This is a genomic window from Streptomyces sp. NPDC047130 (assembly GCF_040643475.1).
Classification (GTDB): Bacteria; Actinomycetota; Actinomycetes; order Streptomycetales; family Streptomycetaceae; genus Streptomyces.
In genome coordinates, this window is the sequence record NZ_JBEYUK010000048.1 from 1 (window position 1) to 21,482 (window position 21,482).

Annotated in this window: 10 protein-coding genes; 2 read left to right on the forward strand and 8 right to left on the reverse strand. The window is 74.4% G+C overall.

Annotated elements, in window-relative coordinates; all coding sequences use genetic code 11:
- Together ABZ836_RS29760 and ccrA are read right to left on the reverse strand one after the other, a co-directional pair.
- A partial coding sequence (locus ABZ836_RS29760; protein WP_361147373.1) for a type I polyketide synthase occupies window positions 1–11,924 on the reverse strand: 11,924 nt, incomplete at its 3' end.
- 84 nt (window positions 11,925–12,008) lie between these two features.
- Window positions 12,009–13,265 (reverse strand): crotonyl-CoA carboxylase/reductase, encoded by a 1,257-nt coding sequence (ccrA, locus tag ABZ836_RS29765; RefSeq protein WP_361147375.1) that lies wholly within the window; start codon window positions 13,263–13,265, stop codon window positions 12,009–12,011.
- Between the two features lie 285 nt (window positions 13,266–13,550).
- Between ccrA and ABZ836_RS29770 the strand changes: the two genes are divergently transcribed.
- Both ABZ836_RS29770 and ABZ836_RS29775 read left to right on the forward strand, forming a co-directional pair.
- Complete coding sequence (locus tag ABZ836_RS29770) at window positions 13,551–14,297, forward strand: alpha/beta fold hydrolase (protein WP_356133371.1); 747 nt, start codon at window positions 13,551–13,553, stop codon at window positions 14,295–14,297.
- 34 nt (window positions 14,298–14,331) lie between these two features.
- Window positions 14,332–15,528, forward strand: coding sequence for a cytochrome P450 (locus ABZ836_RS29775; RefSeq protein ID WP_356133370.1), 1,197 nt, complete (start codon window positions 14,332–14,334; stop codon window positions 15,526–15,528).
- 25 nt (window positions 15,529–15,553) lie between these two features.
- On the opposite strand, the gene ABZ836_RS29780 is transcribed toward ABZ836_RS29775, so the two are convergent.
- The 6 genes from ABZ836_RS29780 to ABZ836_RS29805 form a co-directional block, all read right to left on the reverse strand.
- A complete protein-coding gene (locus tag ABZ836_RS29780) occupies window positions 15,554–16,663 on the reverse strand; it encodes a DegT/DnrJ/EryC1/StrS family aminotransferase (protein WP_356133368.1) in 1,110 nt (369 codons plus the stop codon).
- Complete coding sequence (locus ABZ836_RS29785) at window positions 16,660–18,048, reverse strand: NDP-hexose 2,3-dehydratase family protein (protein WP_361147380.1); 1,389 nt, start codon at window positions 18,046–18,048, stop codon at window positions 16,660–16,662. Before ABZ836_RS29785 ends, ABZ836_RS29780 begins: the two co-directional genes overlap by 4 nt.
- Before the next feature lie 10 nt (window positions 18,049–18,058).
- Window positions 18,059–18,769, reverse strand: coding sequence for a class I SAM-dependent methyltransferase (locus ABZ836_RS29790; protein ID WP_361147383.1), 711 nt, complete (start codon window positions 18,767–18,769; stop codon window positions 18,059–18,061).
- A 23-nt stretch (window positions 18,770–18,792) separates the two neighbouring features.
- Window positions 18,793–20,049 carry an activator-dependent family glycosyltransferase gene (locus ABZ836_RS29795; RefSeq protein WP_356133362.1) on the reverse strand — a complete coding sequence of 419 codons (1,257 nt, stop codon included), beginning with the start codon at window positions 20,047–20,049 and terminating at the stop codon, window positions 18,793–18,795.
- Window positions 20,050–20,228: 179 nt separating this feature from the next.
- Window positions 20,229–21,212 (reverse strand): NAD-dependent epimerase/dehydratase, encoded by a 984-nt coding sequence (locus tag ABZ836_RS29800; RefSeq protein ID WP_361147387.1) that lies wholly within the window; start codon window positions 21,210–21,212, stop codon window positions 20,229–20,231.
- Window positions 21,209–21,482, reverse strand: a 274-nt coding sequence (locus tag ABZ836_RS29805) for a dTDP-4-dehydrorhamnose 3,5-epimerase family protein (RefSeq protein WP_361147390.1), incomplete at its 5' end; no start/stop codon positions are given. The genes ABZ836_RS29805 and ABZ836_RS29800, both read right to left, overlap by 4 nt.

Here is a 21,482-nt window from a genome sequence, read left to right on the forward strand (position 1 = left end):
GGCTCGTCGACATGCAGGGTCGCCGGAAGGACGCCGTGCCGCAGGGCCAGCACCATCTTGATGACGCCGGCGACGCCCGCCGCCGCCTGCGTGTGGCCCAGGTTCGACTTCACCGACCCCAGGTACAGCGGCTCCTCACGGTCCTGCCCGTACGTCGCCAGCAGCGCCTGCGCCTCGATCGGGTCGCCCAGCCGCGTACCGGTGCCGTGCGCCTCGACCACGTCCACGTCCGCCGGGGCCAGCCGGGCATGGGCCAGCGCCCGCCGGATCACCCGTTCCTGCGAGGGGCCGTTCGGCGCCGTCAGCCCGTTCGACGCACCGTCCTGGTTGACCGCCGAACCCCGCACGACCGCCAGCACCCGGTGCCCGCGCGCGACAGCGTCCGAGAGCCGTTCGACGAGCAGGACGCCGACGCCCTCGGACATGCCGGTGCCGTCCGCGTCGTCGGAGAACGCCTTGCACCGGCCGTCGGAGGCCAGGCCGCGCTGCCGGTCGAACTCCGTGATGACGCCGGGGGTGGACATCACGGTCACACCGCCGGCCAGCGCCATCTCGCACTCGCCGTTGCGCAGGGCCTGCACGGCGAGGTGCAGGGCGACCAGGGACGACGAGCAGGCGGTGTCCACCGTCACCGCGGGCCCTTCCAGGCCGAAGGTGTACGCCAGCCGGCCGGAGGCCACGCTGGTGGCGGTGCCGGTCATCACGTGCCCGGCCGCCGACTCCGGCAGGTGCATGCCCAGCCCGTACTGGGCGTGGGCGGCGCCGACGAAGACGCCGGTGGCCGATCCGTGGACGTCGGAGGGGACGATGCCGGCGGATTCGAAGGCCTCCCAGGTGGCCTCCAGCAGCAGCCGCTGCTGCGGGTCCATCGCCAGCGCCTCACGCGGCGAGATCCCGAACAGCCCGGCGTCGAACTCGGTCGCCCCGTCGACGAAACCGCCGCGCGCCGCGTCTCCGGCGACGACCCGGGCCGGCCAGCCCCGGTCGGCCGGGAAGCCGGCGACGCCGTCCGCGCCGGTGCTGACCATCGACCACAGGTCGGCCGGTGAGTTCACGCCGCCGGGCAGGCGGCAGGCCATGCCGATGATCGCGACCGGCTCGGTGACCGCGTCGGCGGTGGCCGTCTCCGGTCGGACGTCGGCCTCCGGGGCGGGCTCGCCGCCGAGCAGGCCGAGGAGGTGGTCGGTGAGCACCGCCGGGGTGGGGTGGTCGAAGACCAGGGTGGCCGGGAGCCGGAGGCCGGTCGCGGCGTTGAGACGGTTGCGGAGTTCCACGGCGGTCAGCGAGTCGAAGCCGAGGACGCGGAAGGCCTGGCGGGCGCCGATGGCGTCGGTGCCGGTGTGCCCGAGGACGGTGGCGGCGTTGCCGCGCACGAGGTCGAGGACGGTTTCGCGCCGTTCCGCGGCGGACAGCCCGTGCAGTCGCCGGGCGAGGGTGGTGTGGGTGTCCGCGTTCTGGTCGGCCGCGCGCCGGCCGAGCGGGCGGATCAGCGCGCGCAGCAGCGCCGGGACCTCCGCGTCGCGCGTCCGGTCGAGGGCGACGGGCACCAGGTGCGGGCGGTGGTGGGCGGTCGCGGCGTCGAAGAGCGCCAGGCCCAGTGCGGTGTCGAGTGTGGGGACCGTCCGGCTTCCGGGCCTGCTCGCGGAGGGCGCGGCCGAGGTGTCGAGGAGGTGGCCGGTCATGGCGCTGGCCTGTTCCCACAGGCCCCAGCCCAGGGACTGCGCGGGCAGGCCCTGGGAGCGGCGCCAGGAGGCGAGGCCGTCGAGGAGGCCGTTCGCCGCGGCGTAGTTGGACTGGCCGCCGGTGCCGAAGGTGGCCGCGGCGGAGGAGTAGAGCGCGAACAGCGCGAGGTCGGCGTCGGCGGTCAGTTCGTGCAGGTGGAGGGCGGCGTCGGCCTTGGGGCGGAGCACGGCGTCCAGGCGGTCCGGCGTCATCGACTCGAACACGCCGTCGTCGAGTGCTCCGGCCGCGTGCACGACGCCGGTCAGCGGGTGGGCGGCGGGGACGGCCGCCAGGACGTCGGCCAGCGCCTGCCGGTCGGAGACGTCGCAGGCGACGATCTCGGCGTGGGCCCCGGCCGCTTCGAGGTCGGCGAGCAGTTCGGCCGCGCCGGCGCTCCGGGTGCCCTGGCGGCCGAGCAGCAGGAGGTGGCGGACGCCGTGCTCGGCGACGAGGTGCCGGGCGAGCAGTCCGCCGAGCGTGCCGGTGCCGCCGGTGACGAGGACGGTGCCGTCGGGGTCGAGCGGCGCCGGGACGGTCAGGACGTTCTTGCCGATGTGGCGGGCCTGGCTGATGAAGCGGAAGGCGGAGACCGCGTCGCGCACGTCCCACACGGTGGTGGGCAGCAGGGTGAGCGCGCCGCTGTCGAAGAGGGCGAGCACCTCCTGGAGGATCTCCCGCATCCGGTCGGCCCCGGCCTCGGCGGGGTTGAACGCCCTGTAGTGCGTTCCCGGGCGGTCGGCGGCCACCTGCGCGGCGTCGCGCAGGTCGGTGCGGCTCATGTCGGCGAACCGGCCGCCGTCGGCGAGGATCCGCAGCGACGCGTCGACGAACTCGCCCGCCAGCGAGTTGAGCACCACGTCGATGCCGCGGCCGCCGGTCGCGGACCGGAAGCGCTCCTCGAAGGCGAGGTCGCGGGAGGAGGCGATGTGCGCGTCGTCCAGGCCGGCGGAGCGCAGGACGCCCCACTTGCCGGGGCCGGCCGTGCCGAACACCTCGAGGCCGAGGTGGTGGGCGAGCTGGACGGCGGCCATGCCGACGCCGCCGGCGGCGGAGTGCACGAGCACCGACTCGCCGGGCCGGGCGGCCGCGACGTCGACCAGGCCGTAGTACGCGGTGGAGAAGACGACCGGTACGGTCGCGGCCTGGGTGAAGGTCCAGCCGTCCGGGACGGCCGCCAGCAGGCGGCGGTCGGTGACGGCACGTGAGGCGATGCCTCCGTGGAAGAAGCCGAACACCCGGTCGCCGACGGCCAGGTCGGTGACGCCGGGGCCGGTTTCCACGACCACGCCGGCCGCCTCGGCGCCCATCCGGGCCTGGTCGGGGTACATGCCGAGGGTGATCAGGACGTCGCGGAAGTTCACGCCGGCGGCGCGCACGGCGACCCTGACCTGCCCGGCTTCCAGGGGCGCGTCGGCCTCCGGGGCGGGGACCAGGGCGAGGTTCTCGAGGGTTCCCTGGTCGGTGACGTCCAGCCGCCAGGCGGCGTCCGTGGCGGGGAGCGGGAGCGCGCCGTCGGTGTCGGGGTGGGCGAGGCGGGGGGCCCAGGCCCGGCCGTCGCGGAGGGCGATCTGGGGTTCGTCCTCGCTGACGGCCCAGGCGGGCCACACCGTGTCGTCGCCGCCCGCGGGGTCGCGGTCGAGGAGCACGATCCGGCCCGGGTGTTCGGTCTGCGCCGAGCGCAGCAGGCCCCAGACGGCCGCCGCGGCGAGGTCGGTGACGGCCTGTCCGGGCGCGGCGGGCACGGCGCCGCGGGTGACGACGACCAGGCGGGCCCGCGCGGACTCTTCGCCGGCGAGCCATGCCTGGACGGCGCGCAGGACGTCGTGCGTGGTCCGCCGGACCGTGTCGGCGGTGCCGTGGCCGGGCGTGGGGTCGGGCAGGGTGAGCACGGTGACCGGTGCGGACGGGACGGCACCGGCCGGCTGTGTGCCGAGGGCGGACGGGTCGGTGGTGACCCAGTCCGTGGTGTCCGGCGGCGGGTTGGGGCCGTCCGGGAGGGGCGTCCAGTCGAGGGCGAAGAGGGTGCTGCGGAGGGTGTGGTCCTGGTCCCGGGTCAGCGCCTCGGAGAGGGCGTCGGGGGTGATCTCGCGCAGCACCAGGGAGTCGACGTCCACCACGGGGAGGCCGGAGGGGTCGGTGGCGCGGACGGCGATCCCGTCCGCCCCGACGGTCAGCGTGACCCGCAGGAACGTGGCGCGGGTGGCGTGGAGGGTCACGCCCTTCCACGCGAACGGCAGCCGCGGCCCGGCGTCCTGGCCGGCGGTGGCCAGGGCCGCCGCGTGCAGGGCGGCGTCGAGCAGGGCGGGGTGCACGCCGAACCCGTCGGCGTCGGCCTCGGGGGCCAGCGCGACCTCGGCGTGGACGGTCTCGCCCTGCCGCCACACGGCCCGCAGCCCTCGGAACGCGGGGCCGTAGGCGTATCCGGCGGCGGCCAGGCCGTCGTAGAAGCCGGTGGTGTCCACCGGGCGCGCGCCGGCCGGGGGCCATGCCTCGTCGCCGGTCGTGCCGGGGGCCGCCGGTGCGGGGGTTTCGGACGGGCCCAGCAGGCCCGCCGCGTGGCAGACCCATGCGGCCTCGTCGCCGGGGCGGGAGTAGATCTCCACGGAGCGGTCGCCGTCGTCGTCGGCCCCCACGGCCACCCGGATCTCGGCGCCGCCCGGCGCCACGGCGAGCGGTGTGCGCAGCACGAGTTCGCGCAGTGTCCCGCAGCCGGCCTGGTCGCCCGCCTGCAGGGCCATCTCCACGAGCGCGGTGCCGGGCACCAGTGCCGCGTCGAGCACGACGTGGTCGGCGAGCCAGGGGTGGGCGGACGGTGAGATCCGCCCGGTGAGCACGACACCGCCGTCGGGGAGTGCGACGGCCGCGCCCAGCAGGGGGTGGCCGGTCCGGGACTGGCCCACGGCCGACACGTCCGCGGTCAGGGCCTGCTTCGGCCAGTAGCGCTCACGTTGGAAGGCGTAGGTCGGCAGCTCGACGCGGCGGGCGGCGGGGACCGGAGCGGACCAGTCGACGTCGACACCCGCGGTCCACGCCTGGGCCAGCGCGGTCAGGAACCGCCGGGCGCCGCCCTCGTCGCGGCGCAGGGTGCCGAGGGCGGTCCCTTCCACGTCGGCGGCTTCCAGGGTCTCCTCGATGCCGGGGGTCAGCACCGGGTGCGGGCTGCACTCCAGGAACACGGAGCGGCCGTCGGCCAGCAGCGCTTCGGTCGCCTCGCCGAACCGGACCAGGGAGCGGAGGTTGTCGTACCAGTACTCCGCGCCCATGTCGGCGGTGTCGATCCGACCGCCCGTCAGCGACGAGTACAGGGGGACGGCCGAGGTCACCGGCGTGATCGGGGCGAGGTCGGTGAGGATCTGCTCGCGGAGCTCCTCCACCTGCACCGAGTGGGAGGCGTAGTCCACCGGTATCCGGCGGGCGCGCACGCCCCGCTCCTCACACGCCGTCATCAGCGCGTCCAGCGCCTCCGGCTCACCCGACACGACCGTCGAGCCGGGGCCGTTGACCGCGGCCACGGACACCCGGCCTTCGGAGCCCGCCACCAGCTCACCGGCCACCTCGGCGCCCGCGGCCAGGGACACCATGCCCCCGCGTCCGGCGAGCGCCCGCAGCGCACGCGAACGCAGCGCCACCACACGCGCCCCGTCCGCCAAGGACAGGCCACCCGCGACCACGGCAGCGGCGATCTCGCCCTGCGAGTGCCCGACCACCGCAGACGGGACCACACCGGAAGACCGCCACAGCTTCGCCAGGGACACCATCAGCGCCCACAGCACCGGCTGGACCACATCGACACGGCCCCACAGGCCCTCGTCCTCGCTCTCCAGCACCTCCCACAACGACCAGTCCACGAACGGCTCCAACGCCGCCGCGCACTCCTCCAACGCCTCCCGGAACACCGGCGACCACGCCGCCAGCTCCCGTCCCATCCCCAGCCACTGCGACCCCTGACCCGGGAACACCAGGACAGGGCCGGTCTGTGTGGTGCCCGCGGCGCCCGTCACCGTGTCGGCGGCCTCGCGGCCCTCGGCCAGTTGCTCGAGCGCGCGCCGGAAGTCGTCCAGGTCGGAGCCCAGCACCACCGCGCGGTGGCCGAGTGCGGCACGGGTGGTGGCCAGGGAGAAGCCGATCTCACCGGCCGTCGTCCCGTCGTCGACGCGGTCGAGGTGGGCCAGCAGGCTCGCCGCCTGCCCCCGCAGGGCCTGTTCCGTGCGGCCCGTCACCATCCACGGGAGCGGAGCGCCGGCGGACGGCGGTTCCTGGGCCGGCGCGGCGTCCGGCGCTTGGGCGGGTTCGGGCGCGGCTTCCAGGATCAGGTGGGCGTTGGTGCCGCTCATGCCGAACGAGGACACGCCGGCCCGGCGCGGGCGGTCGGTCTCCGGCCACGGGCGCGTCTCGGTCAGCAGGCGGACGGCCCCCGCGGACCAGTCGACGCGGGAGGACGGCTCGTCCACGTGGAGCGTGGCCGGCAGCACGCCGTGGCGCAGCGCCATGACCATCTTGATGACGCCGGCGACGCCGGAGGCGGCCTGCGCGTGCCCGATGTTGGACTTCAGCGACCCGAGGTAGAGGGGTTCCTCGCGGTCCTGGCCGTAGGTGGCGAGGAGCGCCTGGGCCTCGATCGGGTCGCCGAGGGTGGTGCCGGTTCCGTGGGCCTCGACCGCGTCCACGTCGGCCGTGGTGAGCCGGGCCGCGTCCAGCGCGGCGCGGATCACCCGTTCCTGCGACGGGCCGTTCGGCGCGGTCAGCCCGTTCGACGCGCCGTCCTGGTTGACGGCCGATCCGGCCACCACGGCCAGCACCCGGTGGCCGTTGCGGCGGGCGTCCGACAGCCGCTCGAGGAGGAGCAGGCCGGCGCCCTCGCTCCAGCCGGTGCCGTCGGCGGCGTCCGCGAAGGCCCGGCAGCGGCCGTCCGAGGAGAGACCGCCCTGCCGCTCGAACTCCGCGAAGATGCTCGGCACGGACATCACGGTGATGCCGCCGGCCAGGGCGAGTTCGCACTCCCCCTGGCGCAGTGCCTGGACCGCGAGGTGCACCGCGACCAGCGACGACGAGCAGGCCGTGTCCACGGTGACGGCGGGGCCCTCGAGTCCGAAGGTGTAGGCGACGCGGCCCGAGATCACGCTGTTGGCGCCGCCGGCGAGGACGTGTCCTTCCGTCCCCGAGGCCAGGTCGGTGCCGATGCCGTAGCCGGAGGAGGAGGCGCCGACCAGGACGCCGGTGGAGCTGTGGCGGAGGGAGAGCGGGTCGATGCCGGCGTGCTCGAAGGCCTCCCAGGCGGTTTCGAGGAGCAGCCGCTGCTGCGGGTCCATCGCCAGCGCCTCGCGCGGCGAGATGTTGAACATGCCGGCGTCGAAGTCCGTCGCCGCGTCCACGAAGCCGCCGCGCAGGGCGTAGGAGGCGTGGGCGGTGTCGGACTCCCAGCCGCGGTCGGCCGGGAAGGGGCCGGTCGCGTCGGTGCCGGTGGCGACGGTCTCCCAGAGCGACTGCGGGCCGTCGACGCCGCCCGGCAGCCGGCAGCTCATGCCGACGATCACGATCGGGTCGTCGTCCGCGGTGGCGGGGGACGCGGTGGCGGGGGACGCGGTGGCCGGGGCCGCGGTGGCCGGGGTGCGGGTCGCGCCGGTCAGTTCGCCGAGCAGGTACTCGCTCAGCGCCAGCGGGGTGGGGTGGTCGAAGACGAGGGTGGCCGGCAGCCGCAGCCCGGTCTCGGCGGTGAGGACGTTGCGCAGTTCGACGGCGGTCAGCGAGTCGAAGCCGACGTCGCGGAAGGCGCGGCGGGGTTCCACGGCCTGGGTGTCGGCGTGGCCGAGCACCGTCGCGGTGTGGGTGCGGACGGCTTCGAGCAGCAGGCGGGGCCGTTCCGACTCGGGCGCGGCCTCCAGCGCGTCGCGCAGTGCGGTGGACGGGTCGTCGTCGCCGTCGGGTGCCCCGGCCGCGGCGGCTTCGGGGAGTTCGGAGAGGAGCGGGCCGGGTCGTCCGGAGAGGAAGGCTGGCGCGAACCGCTGCCAGTCCACGTCCGCGATGCTGACGCAGGTCTCGTCGCGGTCCACGGCGTCGGCGAGTCCGCGGACGGCGAGCGCGCGGTCCAGTGCCATGAGTCCGCGGCGGCGGTGGGCCTCGACGACCTCGTCGTCCTTGGCCATGCCGATCTCGGCCCACGGTCCCCAGGCGATGGCGGTCCCGGACAGGCCGCGGGCGCGGCGGGCGGCGGCCAGCGCGTCCAGGTAGGCGTTTCCGGCGGCGTAGGCGCCCTGGCCGCCGCCGCCCCAGGTCGCGGCGATGGAGGAGAACATGACGAACCGGTCGACGTCGCCGGCGAGTTCGTCGAGGAGGGCCGCGCCGGTGACCTTGCCGTCGATCACGTCGGTGAGGGTGGCCTCGTCGGTGTCCGTCAGCGGGGCGCCCACGCCGATGCCGGCCGTGTGGACGACACCGGTGAGGGGGAACTCGGCGGGGACGGCCGCCAGCAGGGCGGTGAGCGCGTCGCGGTCGGCGACGTCGCAGGCGGCGACGGTCACCCGTGCGCCGAGCGCAGTCAGTTCGGCGGTGAGGTCGTCGGCGCCGGGGGCGTCCGGGCCGCGGCGGCCGGCCAGCAGCAGGTGCGGGACGCCCCGTCGGGCGAGCCACCGGGCGACGTCGCCGCCGAGGCCGCCGGTTCCGCCGGTGACGAGCACGGTGCCGTCGGTGGTCCACGGGCGGGTGGGAGCCTCGTCCCGCGGGGCCCGGACGACGCGGCGGCCGTGGGCGCCTGTGGTGCGCAGGGCGATCTGGTCCTCGTCGTGGTCGCCGGTCAGCAGCGCGGTCAGGCGTGCGCCGGTGGCGGCGTCCAGGGCCGGCGGCAGGTCGATCAGGCCGCCCCAGGCCGCGGGGTGTTCGAGGGCGGCGACCCGGCCGAGTCCCCACAGGAGGGCCTGTCCGGGGCGGGTCGGCGGGTCGTCGTCGGCGACGGACACGGCGCCGCGGGTCAGGCACCAGAGCGGGGCGCCGGACCCGGCGTCGGTGACGGCCTGGAGCACCGTGAGCAGCGCGGCGAGTTCGGCCGCCGCGTCCCGCGGCGGGTTGTCGTCGCCGTCGGCGGCGACGTACACGACCGTGTCGGGGGCGGTGTCGGCGAGGAGCGCGGCGACGGCGGCGCGGTCGTCGCCGGGGGTCAGCGTGGCCGTGTGGACCAGGGCCCCGGCGGTGCGCAGCGCGTCGGCGACGTCCTGGGCGGGGGTGGCCGGGCCGGAGGTGACGAGCAGCCAGGTGCCGGTGGGGGCGGTGGCGGGGGCGGCGGCGAGCGGCTTCCAGGTGACCTGGTAGCGCCACGAGTCGAGGACGGCCTCCTCGTGCCGGGACCGCCGCCAGGTGGAGAGGGCGGGGACGACTTCCTCCAGGGCCCGGCCGTCGTCGTCCATGCCGAGGGTCTCGGCCAGTTGGGCGAGGTCCTGCCGTTCGACGGCCTCCCAGAACCGGGCCTCGTCGCCGTCGGCGGCGGCGGCGGTGGCGGCGGTGGTGGCGGCGGGGTCGTCGGTGGAGGTCTCGGGCCAGAACCGTTCGCGCTGGAAGGGGTAGGTGGGCAGCGGGAGGCGGTGTCCTTCGGGCAGGACGGCGGGCCAGTCGACGTCGGCGCCGCGGACCCACAGGCGGCCGAGGGCGGCGAGGGCGGCTTCCCGTTCGTCGCGGTCCTTGCGCAGCAGGGGGGCGCAGGCGAGGTCGGGGGCGCTCTGCTGGGTCAGGGCGCACAGCACCCCGTCGGGTCCCAGTTCGGCGGCGCGGGTCACGCCGTCGGCGTGCAGTCGCCGCACGGCGTCGGCGAAGCGGACGGGTTCCCGGATCTGGCGCACCCAGTAGCCGGGGGTGGCGAGGTCGCCCGGGGCGGTGGTGACGACGGGGATCTCGGGGGTGTGGTAGGTCAGCGACTCGGCGACGGCGGCGAAGGCGTCGAGCATCGGCTCCATGAGGTGCGAGTGGAACGCGTGCGAGACGGTCAGCCGCTTCACGCGCACGCCTTCGGAGCGCAGCCGCTCCTCCAGCGCGCCGACCGCATCGGCGTCGCCGGAGACGGTGATCGACGTCGGCCCGTTGACGGCCGCCAGGTCCACGCCGTCGGGCAGTTCCAGCCCGTCCTCGGCGGTCTCGACGGCCAGCATCGCGCCGCCCTCGGGCAGCGCGTCCATCAGCCGGCCGCGCGCCGACACCAGCCGGCACGCGTCGTCGAGGGAGAGCACGCCCGCGCAGTGCGCGGCGGCCACCTCGCCGATCGAGTGCCCCAGGAGGACGTCCGGGAAGACGCCCCAGGTCTCCAGGAGGCGGAACAGCGCGACCTCGAGCGCGAACAGGCCGGCCTGGGCGTGGACGGTGCGACCGAGGGCGTCCGCGTCGCCGAACACGACGTCGCGCAGGGGCCGTTCCAGGTCCATCCGGGAGCAGACCGCGTCGAAGGCGTCGGCGAAGACGGGGTGGGCGTCGTAGAGGGCGCGGCCCATGCCCGCGCGCTGGGCGCCCTGGCCGGTGAAGAGGAACGCGGTGCGGCCCTCGGCGACCACGCCCGACACGACGCCCGGGGCGGGCGTGCCGGCCGCGAGCGCGTCGATCCCGGCGAGCAGGGCGTCGTGGTCGGCGCCCGACGCCACGGCGCGGTGGGTGAGGCCGGCCCGGGTGGTGGCCAGCGACCAGGCGACGTCGGCCGGGTCGTCGGTCCGTTCGGCGAGCCGCCCGGCCAGTTGCCGGGCCTGCGCGCGCAGCGCGGCGGCGGTCTGTGCCGACACCGGCCAGACGACGGGGCCGCGCCGCGGCGCGGGCGACGTCTCCCGCGGCTCCTGGGGGGCGGTGTCGTGCGGCCCGTCGGGTTCGGGGGCCGGGGCCTCCTCGAGGATGACGTGGACGTTGGTGCCGCTGATGCCGAACGCGGAGACGCCGATCCGCCGGGGCGTCCCGCCGCGCGGCCACGGCTGTGCCTCGCGCAGCAGGCGGACGCCGCCGCCGGGCCGGGCGGCGTGCGGGGTCTCCTGCTCGACGTGCAGGGTGCGGGGCAGCTGGTCGTGGTGCATGGCCAGCACGCTCTTCATGACGCCGGCGACGCCCGCGGTGGCCTGGGTGTGGCCGATGTTCGACTTGAGGGAGCCCAGCCACAGCGGCCGGTCGGCGTCCCGGTCGCGGCCGTAGGTGTCCTGGAGGGCCTTCAGTTCGATGGCGTCGCCGAGCACGGTGCCGGTGCCGTGGGCCTCGACGGCGTCGACGTCGGCGGGGGTGAGCCGGGCGGCGGTGAGCGCGGCACGGATGACGCGCTGCTGGGAGGGGCCGTTGGGGGCGGTGAGGCCGTTAGACGCGCCGTCCTGGTTCATGGCGGTGCTCCGCACGACGGCGAGGACGTCGTGTCCCAGCCGGCGGGCGTCGGAGAGCCGTTCGACGAACAGGACGGCGACGCCCTCGCTCCATCCGGTGCCGTCCGCGGCGGCCGAGAAGGACTTGCAGCGTCCGTCGGAGGACATGCCGCCCTGCTTGCCGAACTCGGTGAAGGCGCTCGGTGTGGTGATGACGGTGACGCCGGCGACGAGGGCCCGGCCGCACTCGCCGCGGCGCAGGGCCTGCACGGCGAGGTGGAGGGCGGTCAGCGACGAGGAGCAGGCGGTGTCGACGGTGACCGCCGGGCCCTCCAGGCCCAGGACGTAGGACAGGCGACCGGAGAGCACGCTGTGGGCGGTGCCGGTCAGCTGGTAGCCGACGGTGCTCTCGGGCAGCCGGCCGAGGGTGGCGTACCCGGTCGGCGAGGCGCCGACGAAGACCCCGGTGTCGGTTCCGGCCAGCGAGTGCGGGTCGATGCCCGCCCGTTCGAGGACCTCCCAGGACGCCTCGAGCAGCATGCGCTGCTGCGGGTCCATGGCGAGGGCCTCGCGCGGGTTGATACCGAAGAGCGCGGCGTCGAAGTCGGGGGCGTCGGGGACGAATCCGCCCCGGCGGGCGTAGCCCTCCGGGGCGGGCCCGGTCTCCGTCCAGCCGCGGTCGGCCGGGAAGTCGACGATGGCGTCGCGGCCGTCGGCGACCAGTCGCCACAGGTCCTCCGGTGCCGCGACGCCGCCGGGGAGCCGGCAGCTCATCGCGACGACGGCCACCGGTTCACGGGCGGCTTCCCGCATCTCGCGGTTCTGCCTGCGGAGGCGTTCCACCTCCTTGAGGGAGGCCCTGAGGGCTTCAACGGCCTTCTCGTCACGAGTATTCATCGCGTTCTCCACCGCTCAGGGATGGTCTCGGCCGGCACCGACGACGCGCCATCGTAGGAAGCGGTGATCAGTGCCCGGCAACCCCTAGCCGACCCCAGAGAGCGTGGTCAGGCCGTGCGAGGGGGCGTTGACGAGGACGGCGAAGTTGCCGAGCCCCTGCTGGTTCTCGTAGAGCTTCTGGTGGCCGTCGGCGATCTCCTCGAAGGTGCCGCACCAGGTGATGCACGGGTCGAGGCGGCCCTCGGACATGAGCCGGATGACGGCGCGGTTCTCGCGGGTGTCCGAGCCGTGCGAGCCCTGCAGGCGCTTGCTGCGCATCCACAGGTAGCGCAGGTCGAGGTCGCCGTTGTAGCCGCTGGTGCCGCCGCAGATGACGACCATGCCGCCGTTGTCGCAGACGAACATGGAGGTCGGCAGGGTCTCCTCGCCGGGGTGTTCCACGACGACGCGCGGGTTGCGGCGCTCGCCGAGGGCCTCCCAGAAGGCGGCGCCGAAGCGGCGGACCTCGGCGGTCCAGGCCTTGGCGGCGACCCTGTCGTCGAGGTCGGGCAGGCGGCCCCAGTGGCTGAAGTCGGTGCGGTTGATCACGCCCTTGGCACCGAGGTCGAGGGCGTACTTGGCGCGTTCCTCGTTGGAGACGACGGCGATCGGGATGCCGCCGAGCAGGTTGGTGACCTGGATGGCGGCCGAGCCGATGCCGCCGGAGCCGCCCCAGATCAGGACGGGGTCCCCGGGCCGCACGTCGTGCGGCGCCCAGTGGGTCAGCTGGCGGTAGGCCGTCGCGCCGGTCACCAGGAAGCTGCCCGCCCGCTCCCACGACAGGTTGGCGGGCTTGGGGTGGCACTGCTGTTCCTTGACGCGGGTGAACTGGGCGAAGGAGCCGTAGTTCGACTCGTAGCCCCAGGCGAGCAGGGACTTGGACGCGAGGGGGTCGATGCCCATCCGGACGTCCTCGGCGGTCTCGTCCCAGATCGCCCCGGAGGTGACGACCGCGTCGCCGACCTTGAACTGCGTGACGCCCTCGCCGACGGCCCAGACGACGCCGGAGGCGTCGGTGCCGCCGATGTGGAAGTCCTCGGTGGCGCCGTGCAGCTTCTGCCGCATGGCGATCACGTCGATGGGCTGCCCGAGGGAGGCCCACACGTTGTTGTAGTTGATCCCTGCGGCCATCACGTAGACGAGGACCTCGCCGCGACCGGGGCGGGGCACCGGCAGGACCTCGGTCTGCATCGCCTTGACGGGTTCGCCGAAGCGGTCCTGCCGGATGACGTTGGCGTACATCAGGTCGGGGACCTCGCCCAGTGGCGGGGGGTCGCCCAGTTCGTAGAGTCGTTGTGACACGTCGCATCGCCCCCTCGCCCGGCTCCGGCGCCTACGCCGGCCGGTTCGGATTTGTCCTCATGGATGAGTCATGCGGAGCCGGACGCTACTCAACGCGCGGAAGGCCCGGACACCCCTACCGGCCCGCCCGGACCCCAGTCCTGGCGCGCCTCCGGGGGCGCCGGGGCCGCTCGCCCCCTGACTCCGCCGCCCCGCGCCCCAGTCCTGCGGTTTTCCCCTTGTCCGCGCTCCGGCGAGGTGCTGGCATCACGACAGCCATTCCGGACCCGAGAAGTGGACGACCACATGACGACTCACGACACTGCCTCGACCTGGGTACGCTCCTACGCCCCCGCGCCGGCCGCCGCGACCCGGCTGGTGTGCCTGCCGCACGCCGGCGGGTCGGCGAGCTTCTGGCTTCCGGTGGCGAGGGCGCTGTCCCCGCTGGTGGACGTCGTCGCCATCCAGTACCCGGGGCGCCAGGACCGCCGTCACGAGCCGTGCATCGACAACCTGCCGGAGCTCGCGCTGCGGGTGCACGAGGTGCTCGGCGAGCTGGACGACCGACCGACCGCGCTGCTCGGCCACAGCATGGGCGCCACCGTCGCCTTCGAGCTGGCGCGGTTGATGGAGGCCCGCCGGCCGGCGGCGCACCTGTTCGTCTCCGGGCGGCGCGCGCCGTCGGCGCACCGGAGCGAGAACGTGCACCAGCGGGACGACGAGGGTCTGCTCGCCGAGGTGCGCGCGCTGGCCGGCACGGACAGCCGCCTGCTGCAGGACGACGAGGTCATGCGGATGGCGCTGCCCGCGGTCCGCAACGACTACCGTGCCGCCGAGACGTACGCGTGGACGCCGGGCGAGCCGCTGAGCTGCCCCGTGACGGCGCTGGTCGGCGACGACGACCCGAAGGCGCACATCCCGGAGGTCGAGGCCTGGTCCAAGCACACCACCGGCCCCTTCCGGCTGGAGGTCATGCCCGGCGGGCACTTCTTCCTGGTCGACCAGAGCGCGCGGGTGCTGAACGTGATCCGCACCGCGCTCGCCGAGATCTGAGCCGGCAGTCCACCGACGCGGAGGGAGCGCAGGCATGAGTGCGCTGTACGACCTGAACGACCCCGCCCTGGCCGCCGACCGGTTCGGGTACTACCGGCGGCTGCGGGAGACCGATCCGGTGCACCGCACGCCGCTGGGCTACTGGGTGCTCACCCGCTACGACGACGTGGCGGCGCTGCTGCGCTCCCCGCACTCCTCGAGCGCCTTCCCCAAGGAGCCGGGCTGGGCGATGACCCGTGGCGGGCCGACCTGCCCGGTGATGCGCAGCGTCGACAAGTGGCTGCTGCTGCAGGACGGGGCGGACCACCGGCGGCTGCGCAAGCTGATCGCGCGGGTGTTCACGCCGCGCTTCATCGACCGGCTGCGGCCGCGCATCGTGGAGATCGTGGACGGTCTGCTGGACTCCATGGGTGACGGTGAGGTGGACCTGGTCCGGGACCTGGCGCTGCCGATGCCGGTCGCGGTGGTCGGGGAGCTGCTCGGCATCCCCGCCGAGGACCGCGCGCGCTGCCGTGACTGGACGGACAAGGTGGGCTACGTCCTGGATCCGGACGTCTCGCCGAGCCGGCGGATCGCCATGAACAAGGCGGAGCCGGAGTTCCGCAGGTACCTGCTGGACCTGATGGCGCAGCGGCGCGGCGCGGACCCGGAGCACGACCTGCTGTCGGTGCTGATGCAGGCGGAGGACGGCGAGCAGCTCACCGAGGACGAGATCGTCGCGAACATCCTGCTCATCTTCAACGCCGGCCACGAGACCACGGTGAACCTCATCGGCAACGGCATGCTGGCCCTGCTGCGGCAGCCGGAGGCGCTGGAGGCGCTGCGGGCGGACCCGTCGCTCATGCAGACGGCGGTGGACGAGCTGTCCCGTTTCGACCCGCCGGTGACGCTGGCCACCCGGATCGCCACCGCGGACCTGGAGATCGGCGGGAAGGTGATCCCGAAGGGGGCGCACGTGATGGGGCTGCTGGACGCCGCCGGGCGGGACCCGGAGCGCTATCCGGACCCCGACCGGCTGGACCTGTCCCGCACCGAGCCGAAGACGCTGGCGTTCAGCGCGGGACCGCACTTCTGCCTGGGCGCGGTGCTGGGGCGGCTGGAGGCGGCGACCGTCTTCTCGCACCTGCTGGAGAGGTACGGGAAGATCGAGCTGCTCCGCGAGGACCTGCCGGTCAACAAGCACTTCAACCTGCACGGTCTGCTGGAGCTGCCGCTGCGCCTGACGTACTGAGCGTGCCGCCCCGCACCGGCCGGTGTCACAGCGTGCGCAGCACCTCGCGCAGCGCGGTGATCACCTTGTCCTGGCGTTCCTCGGTGAGCGAGGCGTACATCGGCAGGGAGAAGATCTCGCCGGCCAGTGCCTCGGTGACCGGAAGCGACCCGGCCGGCTGCCCGAGGTGGGCGAAGCCGGTCATGGTGTGCACCGGCCAGGGGTAGCTGACGTTGAGTTCGACGCCGTGCGGGCGCAGTGCCTCGATGATGGCGTCGCGGCGCGGGTGCCGCACCACGTAGAGGTAGTACACGTGGTCGTTGCCGTCGGTGACCTGCGGCAGGACGAGGTCGGTGTCGGCGAGGGCCTCGGCGTAGCGTTCGGCGACGCGGCGCCGGGCCTCGACGTAGCCGTCGAGCCGGCGCAGCTTGCGGCGCAGGATCTCGGCGTGCACCTCGTCGAGGCGGGCGTTGTGGCCGGGGGTCGCCTCGACGAAGTAGCGCTTCTCCATGCCGTAGTAGCGGTACCTGCGCAGCGCGGCGTCGGTGGCGGCGTCGTCGGTGACGACGGCGCCGGCGTCGCCGTAGGCGCCGAGGACCTTGGTCGGGTAGAAGGAGAACGCCGCGGCCCGGCCGGTGGTGCCGGCGAGGCGGCCGTTCCGGCGGGCTCCGTGGGACTGGGCGCAGTCCTCCAGGAGCGCCAGGTCGTGGCGGGCGGCCAGCTTCTCCAGCGGGGCGAGGTCGACGCACTGGCCGTAGAGGTGGACGGGCAGCAGGCAGCGGGTGCGCGAGGTGACGGCGGCCTCGGCCTGCGCGGTGTCCATCAGGTAGTCGCTCTCGCGCACGTCCACGAAGACGGGGGTGGCGCCGACCTGGTCGATGGCGATGACGGTGGGCGCGGCGGTGTTGGAGACGGTGACGACCTCGTCGCCCGGTCCCACGCCCAGGGCGCGCAGGGCCAGCACGAGGGCGTTGGTGCCGTTGTCGACGCCGACGCCGTGGGCGAGCCCGTGGTAGGCGGCGAACTCCTTCTCGAAGCCGGTGGTGGAGGGGCCGAGGACGAGTTGTCCGGAGCGGAAGACCTGGTCGACGGCGTCGAGGATGTCCTCGCGCTCCGCCTCGTACTCGTCGAGGTAGTCCCATACGCGCAGGGTCATGATGTCTCTCTTCCGTCCCGGCCGGCGAGGCCGTGCAGGCAGGCGAGGATGGACCGGGCCTGGATGTTGAGGTAGTTGCTGTGGCGGAGCAGGGCTGCCGTGTCGTGCAGGGCGGTCCAGCGGTAGTCGGGGCGGTCGGCGAGGGAGAGGCCGGGGTCGGCCTGGAGGATCACGTAGCGGGTGCGGGCGTGCAGGAAGCGTCCGCCCTCCTCGGAGTGGACGGCGCTGAAGAGCACCCGGTCCGGCGGGGCCTGGAGCACCGTGTCGAGGAAGCGGGGGCGGGCCTCGGGGGGCAGGTGGGTGTAGGTCTGCGGGGTGCACTGCACGGTGGGGCCGAGTTCGAGGACGTCGAGGTTGCCGACCTCGGTGCGGGCGTGCAGCAGCACGTGCGGCACGCCGTCGATCTCGCGGACCAGCAGGGCGACCAGGCCGGTGCCGTGCGGGGCGAGCAGGGGCTGGTCCCAGTGGCCGACCTCGCGGCCGGCGGCCTCCACGGAGACGCCGACGACGTCGAAGAACAGCCCGTCGCGGTGGGTGATGCGGCCGTCGCTGAGCTGCCAGCCGGTGACGGAGTTCAGCGGTATCTCGCGGACGTGGCGTTCGCGGCGGGTGCGTTCCTCGGTGACCCAGCGCAGCAGTTCCCCGTACGACGGGCCGGCTTCGGCGTGGCGGGTGTCGGGGACGGCGGCGGGGAAGCAGGACAACACGGTGCGGGTGTCCATGTTGACCAGGTCGTCCTCGCCCAGCAGGCGGTGGATCTGGCCGAGGGTCAGCCAGCAGAAGCCGTCGAGGACCTCGACGGGGCCGGTGGCCTCGACGATGAGGTTGCGGTTGCGTTTGCGGTGGAACCACGCGCCCTGTTCGGACTGGAGGACGTCGGCGAGGACCCGGTGCGGGGCGGTGTCGCGGAAGTGCTCGAGGTAGGGGACGGCCTTGCCGCGGTGGACGCCGCTGTAGTTGCTCCGGGTCGCCTGGACGGTCGGCGAGAGCTGGACGCCGTTGACGTTGCCGGGCTCCACCTTGGCCTGCATCAGGCAGTGCAGCACCCCGTCGAACTCCTTGACGAGGATGCCGAGGATGCCGGCTTCGGGCTGGCTGATGATGGGCTGCTGCCAGTGGTCGACGGCGGCACCGGGCAGGTGCACGTCGAGGCCGCGGACGGTGAAGAACCGGCCGCTGACGTGTCCGACGTCCCCGGTGCGCGGGTCCACCGACCATCCCTGGAGGGCGTCCAGCGGGCGCGGCGAGACGGTGTTGCGGAAGCGGTCGCGGCAGTCGGCGAGCCAGGCGTCGAAGGCGGCCGCGTCGGTGGCCACGCCGTCGACGGCCCGTGCGGAGTCGGCGAATCTGGTGGTGGGGAGGTGTTCGATCGTCTGTGTCGTCATGTCGGCCCCGTCAGACGCGGACGGCGAGGAACAGCCCGCGGCCGTTCTGCACCCCGGGCAGGTACTCGGCGGTCAGGCCGGCCTCGGCGAACGCCTTCTCGTACTGCTCGCGGGTGTAGAGGCGGGCCAGGTAGGTCTCGACGAAGTGCCGGATGCCGCCCTCCGGGTCGGCCACGGTGTAGTGGACCTCCATGCGGGACTTGTCGTCCTGGCGGGAGGCGTGGGAGACGCGGGCCATGGTGAGCCCGTCCACGGTGCAGACGTCGCCCGCGACGTGGCCCGGGGTGAAGGTGTCGTCGAACCACCACGGGTCGACGACGATCACGCCGTCGTCCTCGAGGTGCGCCTCGAACCGGCGGAACGCGGCGACGAGGTCGGACTCGGTCATGGCGTGGCCGATGGAGCCGAACATGCAGGTGACGACGGAGAAGCGGGTCCCCAGGTCGAAGTCGCGCATGTCGCCCTGGTGGACGACGTCGCCCAGTTTGCGGCGGGCCACCTCGGTCATGGGGGCGGACAGTTCGACGCCGGCGACGGTGTCGAACATCTCGGCGAAGGCGCTCAGGTGGGAGCCCGTGGCGCAGGCGACGTCCAGCAGCGAGGTGGCGGCGGGGGCCTTGCGGCGGGCGTGGCCGGCGACGAACCGCGCCTCGGCGGCGTAGTCCTTGCCCCGGCCCTGGTGGATCAGGTCGTAGATCTCGGCGAACTCTGCTCCGTACACGGCTGTGGTCCTCTCGGGGGTGCTCAGGCGGCGCTCTTGTGGCGGGCGGTGAGGTCCTCGAGGACCGGGACGACGTCGTTGGGGGAGGGCGCGGAGAGCAGGTCCTTGCGCAGCGCCTCGGCGCCGGTGCGGTAGGACGGGTCCTCCAGCAGCCGGACGAGGGCGTCGCGCACGCCGTCGGGTGTGATGTGGCCCGGCGGCAGGGAGATGCCCGCGCCGGACCGCTCGAGGAGGTCGGCGCGTACGAGCGTGTCCCAGAAACCGGGCAGGACCAGCTGCGGTACGCCGTAGTAGGCGGCGGTGGACTGGATGCCGGCGCCGCCGATGTGGATCACGGCGGAACAGGTCGGCAGCAGGCCCTGCATGGGCACGAAGTCGAGGACGGTGGCGTTGTCCGGCGCCATGTCGGCGGACTCGCCCGGCGCGGGCAGCAGGGTGGCGATCAGGTCGATGTCGAGGCCGGCGAAGGCCTGGAGTGCGGAGACGCTGAACATGTCGAAGCCGAAGTAGCCGCGCACGGAGACGCCGGCGGTGACGGCGACGCGGGGCCGGGACGGTTCGGCGGCGAGCCAGTCCGGGAGCTCGGCCTGCCCGTTGTAGGGGATGTAGCGGACGCCGACCACCGGCAGGCCGTTGTCGATGCGGTGGCTGGGCGGGGCGACGTCGATGGTCCACTGCCCGTTGGCGACGGTCTCGTCGTAGGTGGCGCCGTGCCGGGCGAGCGACTCGGTGAGCCAGTCGCGCAGCGGGTCCGTCCGCCGGTCCTCGGGGAGCTCGGCGAGGCGGTCGAGGAAGTCGTTGCGGGTGCGGGTGACGACGTCCGCGCCCCAGAGCATGCGGGCGTGGGCGGCGCCGGTGACCTGGGCGGCGACGGCTCCGGCCCAGGTGAACTGCTCCCAGACGACGAGGTCGGGCTGCCACCGGCGGGCGTAGGTGACGAGCGCGTCGGTGAACTCGTCGTTGTTGACGGTGCGGAAGTACCGGCCGGTCGTCTCGTCGAAGAAGCGGAGGAGTTCGTCGTGGCCGAGGTTGGCCGAGTGGGTGACGGCCTCGGCGACGCGGCCTCCCCACCCTTCGTCCTGGCTGGCCTCCATGACCTGCTTCCAGCGGTGGTCGCTGCCGAGCGGCACCGCGGTCAGTCCGGTCCTGGTGACGGTCTCCGCCATCTCGGGCTGGGTGGCGACGCGGACCTCGTGGCCGGCCGTGCGCAGCGCCCAGGCGAGGGGCACCATGCTGAAAAAGTGCGTCTTCTCCGCATGTGCCGCGAAGAGAATGCGCATTGCCGTCCTCCAGACGGGACCGTTGAGGGAACGGGCCGGTTTCGCTGCCGAGGGGGTGTTCTCGTTCTCGTACGTGTTCTCGTACGTGTTCTCGTACTCGGCAGGAACATAGGGACCGGCGAAGCGGGCCGAACACCCCTATCGCCCCTACACCTGGCCCGTTCCACCCCAGTACGCGGCTACGCCGCGAGGGCCGCGGCGGTGCTTCTCAGGGCGTCGTCGAGGGGGACCCGGGGGCGCCAGCCGGTGACGGCGTGGAAGGGGCGCGGGTCGACGACCACGTCCTCGCTGTCGGCCGGGTCGGCGTGGTCGGGCGGGGGCACGGTCACGACGGGGACGGCGGGGGCGCCGGTGCGGTCGGCGACGGCCTCGGCGATGCCGGTGAAGAGGGCGAGGAGGGTGACGCCGGTGCCGGTGCCGACCTCCCAGTGGGTTCCGGAGAGCCGGTCGGCGTGGTCGTGGGCGGCGAGCAGCGCCTCCACGACGTCGTCGACGTGGACCAGGTCGCGGCGGACCGAGCCGTCGCCCCAGACGGTGAGCGGCCGGCCGGCCAGGGCGCGGCGGGTCATGGCGGCGACCACGCCGCGGTCGGGCGCGGTGGTGGCGGGTCCGTGGCCGAAGACGGTGGGCAGGCAGAGCGACACGCCGCGCAGCACGCCGGCGGCGGCGGCCTCGGCGAGGGCGTTCTCGGCGAGCAGCTTCTGCCGGACGTACGGGCTCTTCACGTCGGCGGGGCGGACCTCGCCGCCGGCGCCGCCGCAGAGGTGGGTGGTGGTGCTGGGAAAGACCACGACGGGGGGCCGCGGCCCCGCGGGCCGGGCGCGGAACGCCGCGGCGAGGTCGTGGACCAGGCCGACGTTCAGCCGCTCGGCGGCGGTGTCGCCCTCGGCGACCCGCCAGCCCGCCTCGGTGGCCGCGACCAGGTGGAAGACGGCGTCGGCCCCGTCGACGGCGTCGGCGATCGCGCCGGGGGCGGCGAGGTCCGCGGTGCGCACCTCGATGTCGGCGACCGCCCCGTCGGGGACGGGGGTCTCGCGGCGGGCCACCAGTCGCAGCCGGACGGGCCGGCGGGCGAGGGCGCGGGTGAGGGGCGAGCCGATGAAGCCGGACGCGCCGAGCACCACGACGAGGGGACGGCCGTCGCCGCCGGGGCGGGCCGTCACCGGTACATCGCCTTCTCGATCTCCAGGCACCGCTCGTACACCGGCAGGGTCCCGGCCTCGGCGGCCTCGGCGAGGGTGGGGGCGACCGAGTCGCGGTCGGAGAGGATCATCCGGTCGCGGTCGGGCAGCGGCAGGCCCAGCGCGGGGTCCAGGGCGGTGAGGGCCAGTTCGTGCTCGGCGACGTAGCCGCCGGAGAGCATGTACGACATGACCGTGTCGTCCTCGAGGGAGACGAAGGCGTGGCCGAGGCCGACCGGGAAGTACATGGCG